7 protein-coding genes and 1 tRNA gene are annotated in these 11,643 nt (G+C 73.2%); 3 read left to right on the top strand and 5 right to left on the bottom strand.

Annotated features, from left to right (window positions below):
* The first annotated feature begins 126 nt into the window (after window positions 1-126).
* Window positions 127-792, top strand: coding sequence for a MerR family transcriptional regulator (locus PYR72_RS28450; protein ID WP_275457940.1), 666 nt, complete (start codon window positions 127-129; stop codon window positions 790-792).
* A gap of 246 nt (window positions 793-1,038) precedes the next feature.
* Here PYR72_RS28450 and PYR72_RS28445 read toward each other — a convergent pair whose 3' ends face one another.
* Window positions 1,039-4,245 carry a BTAD domain-containing putative transcriptional regulator gene (locus PYR72_RS28445; protein ID WP_275457939.1) on the bottom strand — a complete coding sequence of 1,069 codons (3,207 nt, stop codon included), beginning with the start codon at window positions 4,243-4,245 and terminating at the stop codon, window positions 1,039-1,041.
* A gap of 326 nt (window positions 4,246-4,571) precedes the next feature.
* On the opposite strand from PYR72_RS28445, the gene PYR72_RS28440 reads away from it, so the two are divergent.
* On the top strand, window positions 4,572-5,834 hold the full coding sequence (locus PYR72_RS28440) for a hypothetical protein (protein ID WP_275457938.1): 1,263 nt from the start codon (window positions 4,572-4,574) through the stop codon (window positions 5,832-5,834).
* A 66-nt stretch (window positions 5,835-5,900) separates the two neighbouring features.
* Here PYR72_RS28440 and PYR72_RS28435 read toward each other — a convergent pair whose 3' ends face one another.
* Complete coding sequence (locus PYR72_RS28435) at window positions 5,901-8,087, bottom strand: tetratricopeptide repeat protein (protein WP_275457937.1); 2,187 nt, start codon at window positions 8,085-8,087, stop codon at window positions 5,901-5,903.
* Between the two features lie 187 nt (window positions 8,088-8,274).
* Window positions 8,275-9,078: an exodeoxyribonuclease III gene (locus PYR72_RS28430; RefSeq protein ID WP_275457936.1), complete on the bottom strand. Its 804-nt coding sequence runs from the start codon at window positions 9,076-9,078 to the stop codon at window positions 8,275-8,277.
* A 141-nt stretch (window positions 9,079-9,219) separates the two neighbouring features.
* On the opposite strand from PYR72_RS28430, the gene PYR72_RS28425 reads away from it, so the two are divergent.
* Window positions 9,220-9,702, top strand: coding sequence for a GNAT family N-acetyltransferase (locus PYR72_RS28425; protein ID WP_275457935.1), 483 nt, complete (start codon window positions 9,220-9,222; stop codon window positions 9,700-9,702).
* 334 nt (window positions 9,703-10,036) lie between these two features.
* Here PYR72_RS28425 and PYR72_RS28420 read toward each other — a convergent pair.
* Both PYR72_RS28420 and glpR read right to left on the bottom strand, forming a co-directional pair.
* Window positions 10,037-10,110 (bottom strand) — tRNA-Ala (locus tag PYR72_RS28420).
* 126 nt (window positions 10,111-10,236) lie between these two features.
* Complete coding sequence (gene glpR, locus PYR72_RS28415; protein WP_275457934.1) at window positions 10,237-11,628, bottom strand: gephyrin-like molybdotransferase receptor GlpR; 1,392 nt, start codon at window positions 11,626-11,628, stop codon at window positions 10,237-10,239.
* Window positions 11,629-11,643: the final 15 nt, after the last annotated feature.

Here is an 11,643-nt window from a genome sequence, read left to right as displayed (position 1 = left end):
CGCCGCGTTCGCACCTCATGTCCGCGCCAGTAATCACTGGCGCAGTGGGAGCGTAGGGCAGGACCGTACCGATGGGTAGGGGTCCGGCCCTCTGGAGTTACCAGCGGTACGACATAGGCTGCGCGGGTGGCAGAAGACGGCGAGCGACACGAGTACCGCATGGAGGAGCTGGCCAGGGAGGCCGGCATCACCGTACGCACCCTGCGCTTCTACCGGGAGCGCAGGCTGATCCCGCCGCCCCGCCGCGAGGGCCGTATCGCCTGGTACGACGACACGCACCTGGCCCGGCTGCGCACCATCTCGGCCCTGCTGGAGCGGGGCCACACGCTCAGCGGCATAGCCGAGCTGGCCGAGGCGTTCGACCAGGGCCGCGACGTGGGCGAACTGCTCGGCCTGGGGGACCCCACCGAGGAGGTCCCGGTCCGTCTCTCCCCCGAGGAACTCGCCGACCACTTCGGTGACCAGGCGACCCCCGAGAACCTCGCCACCGCCCTGGACCTCGGCTATCTCGCCACCGACGGCGGCGAGATCGTGCACATCAGCCGCCGCCTGCTGGACGTCACGGCCGCCCTGGTCCGCGAGGGCGTCTCACTGGCCGACGTCCTCACCGTCGGCCGCCGCGTACGCGAACACGCCGAGGCCCTCGCCACCCTCTTCACCGACCTCCTCAGCACCCAGCCCGACCACACCCCCGAAGACCTCCACCGCCTGCGCCCTCTGGCAAAGAGCGCAATGGAGGCGGAGCTGTCACTGGCGCTGGACCGACGACTACGGGAGTCGACAAATAAATAAGTACAGAACACACTCCACGCGCGCCACATTCACCCGAACGAGTGAGCAGAATCGATTCCACACATCATCGAATCGGCTTCGAATCCGCTAACGTAGGCCAAACATCGTTCGGACGTTCCACTTGTGGATACTTTTTCGATCAGGAGAGAAGTGCGCACGCTCGCCGTCTGTTTCGCCACCGCCGCCATTCTCGTCATGAACATGACCTCGGCGCACGCCGAGTGCATTTGGTAGGCACACCGGCTCTCACGAGCCGGTAGCACCCCGGTCGTCGAACAAGCGGTGCAGCTCAGCCGCCTCCCCGTCCGCCCCGAGCCTCCGGTACATCGCCAGCGCGCGTTCCGCGTGGGCTCGGGCGGACCGAATGTCGCCCATACAGAGACCCACCCGGGAAATACCGGCCAGCGCCCGCGCCGAACACAGGGAATACCCGTGCTCGTGCGCGATGGAAAGCGCGTTCCGATAGGTCTCCAGGGCGATACCCCACCGTCTCTCCCGGTAATGCGTGTCGGCAATTCCGAGGAGGGCCCTCTGCCGCTCGTACGCGTTGTCGATACGTCGGGCCACCTCCTCCGCCGCGCCGAAGTGCGTCAGGGCTTCCGCCGTACGGCCGGTACTCGCGCAGGTCTCGCCCAGGGAGATCAGGGTGTTGACCTCACCGATGGCGTCCCCACCCGCCCGGTGACTGGCCAGGGCCCGGCGGAAGCAGGAGAGCGCCCACTGCGGCTGGCCGGTCGCCGCGTACACGGCCCCGAGGTTGGTGTCGAGAATCGCGAGTTCCTTCTTTCCGCCGACCTCGCGCATCAGGACCAGGGCGTGCTCGTAGTGGTGACGAGCCTCCTCGTGGAGTCCCAGAGCGAGCCGGATGTCCCCCAGGTTGTTCCATGCGACGGCCTCACCATGACGGTCCCGCAGCTCCCGGTTGATGCCCAGCATGGTCCGGAAGCACTGTGCCGCCTCGGTGTACTCGGCCCGGTGCACCCTGGCCGTGCCCTGCACGTTGAGGGTCGCGGCGATGCCGTGCCGGTCGTCGACGGCACGGTAGAGCGCCAGGCACCGGTCCAGTTCCCGCAGACACGCCTCGCCGCGGCCCGCCCCGAGATGGGCCCGGCCGATCTCCAGTGACGCGTCGGCCCGGCCACGGGTGTCGCCGAGTCTGTTGTACAGCGTGAGGGCCTCGGTCGCGGCGGCGAGAGCCTCGCCGTGGTTCTCCCGGGCGAGGACGCTCGCGCGCTCCACCAGCGTCCACGCCAGGGCCGGCCGGTCGCCGGCCGCGCGCAGCGCGGTCAGTGCGGCGGACTGCAGTTCGGCGGTGATGTCGTGCGTGCCCCAGCGCTGGAGGGAGTGGGCGAGGACGTGCGGGAACAGAGCGGCGAACTCGGGGAACTCCGCCGCGGCCGTCCGGGCCACCGCCAGCAGGTTGCCCCGCTCCACCGTCAGCCACACCGTCGCTTCGTCGGCGGCGGATTCGGCGTGCGGGGCCGTCGTGAACCCTGGGCCGACGGGCGCGACCAGCTCCGCCGGGACGTGGCGTCTGCGTCGACGCGGGTGGGCCAGCCGGTCCGCCCGGTCGGCAGCCGTGAGGTAGTAGGACGACAACCGCCGCAGGGCCGCCCGGCGTTCGGCCGGCGGATCCTCCCGGCGGCCGAGCCGGCCGCCGAACGCACGGGCCAGATCGTGCAGTTGATAGCGGTCCCGGACCGGCTCGTCGAGCAGGTGGCGGTCCAGCAGGGACTCGGCCGCACGGCGCACGGCACCGGGGTCGACATCGCCGGAGAGCGCCATCGCCGCCTCCAGGGTGATGTCGGGGCCCGGATGCAGGGCCAGCCCTCGGAAGAGTCTGCGCGCCGAGGGGTCCAGGTCGGCGCAGGACATCTCCAGGGCGGCGGCGACCCGCTCGTCGAACTCCTCCAGCCGGTCGCCGGCCCCGTCCAGCCGGTCCGCGACGTACTCCAGGTCCCAGGTGTCCCGGTGCCGGAACCGGCTCGCGTGCAAGGACAGCGTGAGCGGGTGCCTGCCGCACAGTTCCACGACACGGCGCAGGGCTACGGTGTCGGAGACCCGGGCCGCCCCCGCGATCCGGGCGAAGAGCGCACCGGCCTCGGACACGGACAGCACGTCCAGCAACAGCGAGGTGGCGCCGTCCAGTTCGGTGAGCCGGTTACGGCTGGCGACGATCGCGCGGCACTCCGGTGAGCCGGGCAGCAGCGGGCGGATCTGCTCGGCGTCCCGGGCGTTGTCGAGCACCACCAGCACCCGGTGCCGGGCCGTCCACTCACGCCAGCGCGCGGCCCGCTCGTCCAGGGTGACCGGCAGCGGATCGGGGACCCCGACGGTGTGCAGCAGGAACGCCAGGGCGTCCGCCGGATCGTGGGGCGGCTGGTCGCCGTAGGCGCGCAGGTCCACGTAGAACTGGCCGTCCGGATAGCGTCCGCGCATCCGGTGGGCGGCGTGGACGATCAGCGCGGACTTGCCGACACCGGGCATGCCGTGCACCACGGTGACCGGGAGCGCCGTCCCGGTGTCGCCGGGTCCCCGGTCGGCGAGCAGGATGTCGATCTCGCTCGCGCGGCCGGTGAAGTCCCTGGTGTCGCGCGGCAGACTGCTTCCCGGATGCCTGCCCGCCGGCTCCGCCGCCCACGGGCCACCGCCCCGGCCGGCTCCGGGTGCGACGCCCGCGGGGTGCGGCTCCCGCAGGGTGGGGTCCTGGCCGAGGATGCGGAGCTGCAGCTCCTGCAGTTCCGTGCCGGGGTCGATGCCGAGTTCCTCGTTCAGCCGGGCGCGCGTCGTGCGGTACAGGGCCAGCGCCTCCCCGTCCCGGCCCGATCGGTACAGGGCCAGCATCAGGGTGGTGACGGCCTGTTGGGCCAGGGGTTCCAGGGAGACCAGCTCCCGGAGTTCACCCAGCAGATCGGCGTGGCGGCCCAGCTCCAGCTCCAGCCGGATGCGCTCCTCGCGGACCCGCCGGTGATCCTCCGTCAGCCGCGCCCGGGCGGACGCGGCCCAGTCGCCGGTGAACTCCGCGAACGGCTCCCCCCGCCACAGCGACGCGGCGGTGTGCAGCAGCCCGACCGCGTACTCCCGGTCCCCGCGTCCGGCGGCCGCGCGGGCCTCACCGCGCAGCCGCTGCAGCCGTACGAAGTCCACGTCGTCCGCGTGCCGGACGCGCAGCCGGTAGCGGCGCGGGGAGGGGCGCTCCAGCAGTGCCAGGTCACCTACGGCGCGCCGGAGCCGGTTGCGCAGCCGGGAGAGGTAGGTGTGCAGCGTCTCCACGGCGGTCACGGGCACCTCGTCGTCGTCCCAGACCCGTTCGACGAGCGTATCGACGGCGACGGGATCGCCCTGGGCGTAGAGCAGGACCGCGAGCACCCGGCGTTCCTTGAGAGAACCGAGCGGGTACTGCCGTCCCTCGTGCCACAGTTCGAGCGGCCCGAGCGCAAGAAGGTGCACCACTTCCCCCAGGTGGTTCGCTTCGTCCAGGCGTCGTTCGCGGTCGTGCTTTCCTCACGCCGGCGGTCTCCGCACGGGCGGGCTGGTGGATCGCACATCTGTCCACCTCGCGTCTCACTGTCGCCACCGCCCCGCGAAAGGAACAGAGGTGCAAGACAGGGCGCACAGGCGCGTGCAGGGGCGCACGGGGCCGGGTGCGGATGCGCAGGCGGAAGGTGCAAGTTTTCTGCAAGTCCGCCGTCCGTCCTCCCGGGCAGACCCCCCACTGTGGCCGCGCACCAACCGGATACGGCCACGACTCAACTCGCTTCATCCACGGGGGAGTTCATATGAGTCTGCTGATGCCGGACGCCGACCGGCGCCCTGCTGTGCCCTTGCGTCTGGATGTCGAGCGCTGGGCGACCTTCCGCATCCGCAAGCGCGTGCTCGCGGTGGTGCACACCGTCACCTCCGCCCGTCGGCTGCTCGACGCGGTACGGCTGCTGGAGGGGGACCCGCGGGTCCAGGTCATGTTCACGGTGGCCGGTGACGTCTTCAACCACGGCGTGGACGAGTTCCTGGAAACCACCAGGGCTCTCGTCGTGCCCTGGGGCCAGGCGGTGCACACCCGCTTCGACCTCGCGCTGGCCGCGAGCTACGGGAGTCTGCACGAACTGAACGTCCCGGTGATCGTGCTCCCGCACGGCGCCTCGTACAACAGGAGGGTCTCCCTGCCCCAGGGCCGCCGCGTCCGTCTGCCCGCCGTGCGCGAGGTGTACGGGCTGGGCCGGCAGTGGCTGATCCGTGACGGGGTGGTGGTGCCGGCGGCGATCGTGCTGGCGCACGAGGACGACCGTACCCGTCTCGGCCGGGAGTGCCCCGAGGCGCTTCCGGTGGTCGAGGTGGTCGGAGATCCCTGCTACGACCGCGTCGCCGCGAGCCTGCCCGCACGGGACCTGTACCGGCGCGCACTCGGCGCGGCACCGTGGCAGGAGCTCGTCCTGGTCTGTTCGACCTGGGGCCCCGACTCCCTGGTCGGACGCCACTGGAGCCTGCTGGAACAGCTGGCCGCCCAGTTGCCCCGGGAGGAGTTCCGCATCGTCGTCATGCTGCACTCCAATGTCTGGAACGCCCACAGCGAATGGCACATCCGCAGCGCCTTCGCCGGGCTGGGCCGCTGCGGCATCGGACTGGTCAGCCAGGACGCCGAATGGAGCGGCGCGGTCGTCGCGGCCGACTACATCGTGGGAGACCACGGCTCCGTGTCGCTCTACGGGACGATGACGGGCGCCCGTCTGCTGAGTTCCGGCTCACCGGACACGGACCTCGATCCCTCGTCGCCGATGGCCGAACTGCGCGCGCTGGCGCCGTGGCTGGACACGGACCGGCCGCTGCTGCGCCAGTTGCGGCAGAGTTCGCTCGCCTACCGCCCGGGCCGGTACGCGCGCGTCGCGGCCCGGATCACCTCCGAACCGGGCCGGTTCGCGCGAAGGATGCGCGCCCTCCTCTACCGGAAGCTGCGCCTGCGCGCCCCGGTCGCCCGCCTCGCCCCCGAGGCGGCGGCGCCTCCGACCCTGGTGCGATACGGCCCGCCCGACGGCGCCGGGCCGTGAACGCGGCCGGGAAGCGGACGCCCACGCGGTCCGGTGGTGCCGCCGGTCGACACCGGCCGCTCCGCGTCATCCGACGCCGTCGGGACCGGCCTGCGCTCCTGTGCCGGTCCCGGTCCCGACCAGCAGGCGCAGTCGCTCGTGCAGTTCGTCCGCCTGTGCCGGCTGGTTCGCCGCGACGGCCAGCGCGAGCGCCCGCTCGTAGCGGTCACGGGCGAGGGCACGCTGCCCGCGGCCCTCGGCCACCACGCCCAGCGCATGCAGCGCCCGGGCCGTCTCGGAGTCGGCCCCCACGGCACCGAGATCGGCGACCGCTCCGGAGAGCAGCCGTTCCGCCTCGTCGGGCTCGCCCAGCAGGAGCACGGACCGGCCGAGCAACGTCGCGGCGCGAGCGGCGTTGTACGGGTCGTCCGCGGCCAACAGCACGGCCCGTGCCTCGGCGGCCCCGTCGGCTGCCCGCTGCGGACGGCCGAGAGCGAGGTCGATGTCGGCGACGTTGAGCCGGGCGAGTCCGCCCGCGCGCGCGTCACCGCAGCGGGGGAGTTCGAGGGCCGCGCGGGCGAACAGCGCGGCCGCCTCGCCCGGTTGCCCCAGGCGCTGGTGCGCCAGACCCCGGTAGTTCAGCGTGCGGGCGTGGCCGAGCGGGTCCCCCAGGGAGGCGAAGAGCCCGGACGCCTCCTCGAACATCGCCAGCGCCCGGCCGTACCCGCCACGGCCGAGTTCGCCCTGCCCCCCGGAGGTGAGCATCCGGCACACGGCCCGGGTGTCGCCCACCTCGCGGGCCGCGGCCAGCCCTTCCTCGTACGCGGCGAGCCACTCGTCGTAGTGCTTGCGCCGGACGAAGAGCGGGCCCAGGGCATCGGCGAGCTGCCAGCAGGTGTCCGGCGCGCCCGCCTGCCTGGCACGCCGGAGCACCGCCATCACCTGGGGCAGTTCCCGCTCCAGCCAGTCCAGTGCGGCCCGCGGTCCGGGCCCCAGGGCTGCCTCGACCACCGGCCCGGGGCCGTAGGAGCGCTCCCGCAGAGGGTGGTACGGCTCGACGGCCCTCTCCGCCCGGGTCGCGGTCGCCAGATAGTGGTCCGCGACCCGGCGGAACGCGGCCGCGCGTTCCGTCTCGGACTCGTCCTGCGCGGCCTTCTCGACGGCGTGCAGCCGGACGAGGTCGTGGAAGCGGTAGCGGTCCTCGCCGACGTCGACGAGCAGGTTGGCGTCGTACAGGTGCTCCAGCGCGTGGACCGCGTCGCGGTCCCGGGGAGCGGCGCCGTCGCCGGGCGGCCCGGCGGTGTCGCCGTGCTCCGGTCCACCGGTGGCGGGCCCGCGCGCCAGCAGCGCCGCCGCGACCGTGCTCTCGAACTCCCTCCCGGGGTGCACAGCGAGCAGACGGTAGAGCCTGGCCGCCGCCTCGGGCAGCCCTCGGTACGACAGGTCCAGTGCGGCGCGCACGCCGAGGTCTCCTTCGATCGCGAGGGCGTCCAGTCTCCCCTGCTCGGCGGCGAGAGCCCGCACCATCGTCTCGATCCGCCGGCCCGGCCGGGCGGCGAGCCGCGCGCCCGCGACGCGCACGGCGAGCGGCAGCCCGGCGCACAGACCCACCAGGGCTCGGGCGTCGTCGGCCTGGGTGGCGACACGGTCGTCGGCGAGGGTCGCCGCGAGCAGTTCGACCGCGGCGTGCGGGGCGAGGGGTTCCAGATGCAGCCGGTGGCAGCCTTCCAGCGTCAGACCCGGCATCCGCCGCCGGCTGGTCACGAGCGTGACGTTGCGCCCGCCCGGCAGCAGCGGCCGTACCTGGGCCGCCGTGGCCGCGTCGTCGAGCAGGACGACGAGGGCGCGCTCGGCGGTCAAGGACCGGTAGAGCGCGGCCCGTTCCTCCCGACCGTGGGGCACCTGTCGCGACGGCACCCCCAGTGCGCGCAGGAATCCGCCCAGCACCTCGGCGGGGTCGGCGGGCCCCGACGAGGACTGGGCGGCCAGGTCCGCATGGAGCTGACCGTCCGGGAAGTGCGGACGCAGCCCGTGCAGCCAGGACAGGGCGAGAGCGGTCTTTCCCACCCCTCCGAGGCCGCTGACGGCGACGAGGGTGGGGTGGCCCCGGCGGGAGGCCGAGGCGCGATGCAGGTCCAGACGCTCGACCTCGGCCGTGCGGGCCGTGAGCGCGACGACGGGCGGAAGCTGCCACGGCACCGCGGCGCGCGGTCGCGGTGCCGTGCCGTCGCCGGTACGGATCCGCACGTCGCCGTACACGACGGCGGCCTGCACGCTGGGACCGCACACGATGCCGCCGAGTTCGTTGTGACTCTCTGGCCCCTGCCCCCGCACGACCACCCCTCCGACCGGTCGGCACCGTCTTCTGCGGAGGAGTATGTCCACACCGCCATCGAACAACCGGCGCACAGCGGCACAGAGTGCCGAGGACGTGTGGCGCGGGTCGCCGTCCGGCGACGGCTCAGAGGTCGTAGACCGCCGTCACCGGCGCATGGTCCGACCACCGCTCGGCGTGGGTCGCGGCCCGCTCCACGAACCCCTTGACCGCCTTGGCGGCGAGCCCGGCCGTGGACACCTGATAGTCGATCCTCCAACCTGAATCGTTGTCGAAGGCCCGCCCCCGGTACGACCACCAGGTGTACGGCCCCTCCACGTCGGGGTGCAGGGCGCGCAGGACGTCGACGTACGCGCCGTCGGCCTCGTCGAAGACCTGGCCGAGCCAGGCCCGCTCCTCCGGCAGGAACCCGGAGTTCTTCTGGTTCGCCCGCCAGTTCTTGAGGTCGGCCTGCTGGTGGGCGATGTTCCAGTCGCCGCAGACGACGACCTCGCGCCCGTCGGCGGCGGCCCGTTCCCGCAGGTCCTTGAGATAGGGCAGGAACTCGCCCATGAACCGGACCTTCTCGTCCTGCCGCTCGGTGCCGACCTCACCGGAGGGGAGGTAGAGGCTGGCCACGGTGACGCCGGGCAGGTCGGCCTCGACGTACCGTCCGCTCCCGTCGAACTCGGCCGACCCGAAGCCGATCCGGACGCGGTCGGGCTCGCGCCGGGTGTAGAGCGAGACACCCGCGCGCCCCTTGGCGGCGGCCGGGGCGTGCACGACGTGCCAGCCCTCGGGCTGCCGCACCCCCTCGGGGAGTTGCTCCGGCTCGGCCCGCACCTCCTGGAGGCACACCACGTCCGCCGAGGTTCCGGCGAGCCATTCCACGAAGCCCTTCTTCGCGGCGGCCCGCAGCCCGTTCACGTTCACAGAGGTCACAGTCAGCACGCGGGCACGATACCCGTACCGTGGACGGGGTCCGGATACGAGGAGGATCGAACCGGACGGCCGCGCTCCGGGCGCCGCCGGGACGCGTCCGCGCCGCACACCCCCGCGGAGAGCGTCATGCATAGATGTACGATGCAAGGCATGATTATCCACCCTGTGCCTTTCGACCACCCCGACGCCGTGAAGCTGAACGACGAGGTCCAGGCCGAATACAGCGTCCGCTACGGCGACGACGGCGACGCCACCCACATGGACCCGGCGCACTTCCTGCCACCGCGGGGCCTGTATCTGATCGCCTACGACGAGCACGGCAGAGCCCTGGCCACGGGCGGCTGGCGCAGCCAGGACGCCAACGACGAGGGCAACCGGGACGGCGACGCCGAGATCAAGCGGATGTACGTCACCCCCGAGGCGCGGGGCCTGGGCCTGGCCCGCCGCATACTCGCCGCGCTGGAGTCCGACGCCCGCGCCGCAGGCCGCGCCCGCATGGTCCTGGAGACCGGCAGCAAGCAGCCCGAGGCCGTCTCGCTCTACACCTCCAGCGGTTACGAGCCCTGCGGGAAGTTCGGCTACTACCGCTTCCACGAGCTGAGCCTGTGCTTCGCGAAGGACCTGCGCGGCTGACCTCCGGCCGCCCGTAGATCCCGGCGCCCGTCGCGGTGTCGGGCCCCTACGGTGTGCCCGTGAAGAAGCCCCCATCGCGTGGCCCACGACCGCTGCCGGCTCAAGCTGTCCCTCTACCCGCAGGGGGCGCGGCGCCGCCGCCGTGAACCTGGCCTCGATCCGTCCGCCCAGGAGGTCGTGGTGGACGGCCGTACTTCGACGCGATCACGGAGCCGGCGCGGGGGCCCGGCGCGGGGGCCCGGCGCGGGCGCCCGGCGTGGGCGCTGACGGATCATCGTCCTGACAACACGTCAGAGCCTCCAGTGGTGATCACCACTGGAGGCTCTGAGCTGCGTGGACCTGTGGGGATTTGAACCCCAGACCCCCTCGATGCGAACGAGGTGCGCTACCAGACTGCGCCACAGGCCCTTGCAACGAGTGAAACTCTAGCACCCCGATCGCCGTGCTCGGAAATCCGTATCCGAGGCGCCACCCGACGGTCCCCGGCGGGCTCCCTGGCTGGTCAGCGCCAGGGAGAGTTCCGGGGCCGTGAGATCACTCGTTGGCCGCCCGGGGGCGGTCGCCGTCCTCGTACTGGTCGAAGAGCGGCGTACGCCCCCGCTCGCGGGAGCGGCGCGCGGACGCGGCCCGGCGGGCGTCGCAGCGGCCGTCGTCGGACGCGTCCGCCTCGTCCGCACCGGCGTCCGCCGCTCCCTCCTCCGCGCCCCGCTCCGCCTCCGGTTCGCGCCCGGTGGCGGGCGCGGGGTGGGACGGGGCGCCCGGGGTGCCGTGCGGGTCGGCCGCGCTGGAGCGTGCGGAGCTCCAGGCGTCCGGGGCGCCGAGGTCCACGCCGGAGGTGGCGCGGGGGGCGACCGGGGCGGTGACGTAGGTGGGGAGCGGCACGGGGACCGGGTCCCAGCTGTCGCCCTGGCCGGGCCGCCGCTGGCGCTCCCGCTGCTGGTCGACCCACTCGGCGTGGTCGGTCTGTTCGACGAGCGCGCGGCGGTCGGCCGCGAGCGCGGTCAGCTCGGCCCGGCTCTCCTCGCTCTCGGGTCCGTCCTCCGGCTCGTCGGTGTCCACCGGGTCCGGTGCGGGGCGCCGCCGCTGGGGCTGCCGCTCCCGCAGCCGCTGGGCCGCGACCTCCGCCTGCCGCCGGTCCATGGTGTACGCGAACCGCTTCAGCTCCTGGCGGCGCAGGTGCGCGATGTACACGCTCAGCAGTACCGCGGGGACGGCCGGCGCCCACAGGAAGGCGAGTCCGCCGACCGCCGCGACGACCGCGCCGAGGGTGAAGGCGAGGAAGAGCAGCACCGTCGTACGCCGTCGGCGCGCGAGTACCTTCGAGCGCTGGGCGCGCGCTTTGGCCTCCGCCGAGGTGCCCCGGCGTGCGCCCGCCGTCTGCTTGTCCGGGCGCTTCGTGCGCGCGGGTGCGGACGGGCGGGCCGCCCCCGACGGGTGGGCCGCGCCCGACGAGTGGGCCGCCCCCGACGAGTGGGCCGCGCCCTGCTTCCCGGACGGTGTGCCCGGCTGCTTGGTCTGCGGTGCCCCGCTCTGCTGGGGCAGCGGCTTCGACGGTGCCGGTGCGCTCGCCTGCGCCGCGGGTTTCCCCGGCTGCTGCCCCTGCGGCTCCGGCTCACCCCGCTCCACCGGCAGTTGGGCCTTCGTGTGCTCCCGGTGCGGGGGCATGGCGAAGGCCCGGACGTCCACCGAGTCGGTGACGTCGTCCGGTCCGGCGCTGGGCTCCCCCTCGTCGGTGGAGCGCGCCCGCAGGTCCTTGGCGTATCGGCGCTCCATCCCCGCCCGGCCGGAAAGCAGCCGGATGGCGGTGCTGAAGCGTTCCGTCGGACGGGCTTCGTTCAGCTCGTCCTGCCTACGGAGCCACATCGGCACCAAGTAGGCGGCCCAGGCCCCGACGATGACTGCGTAGATGAGGCCGCTGCTGCTCACGACTCACACGGTAGA

The sequence above is a fragment of the Streptomyces sp. VNUA24 genome, assembly GCF_029167005.1.
Classification (GTDB): domain Bacteria; phylum Actinomycetota; class Actinomycetes; order Streptomycetales; family Streptomycetaceae; genus Streptomyces; species Streptomyces scabiei.
This window is presented reverse-complemented; position numbering and strand designations above follow the sequence as displayed.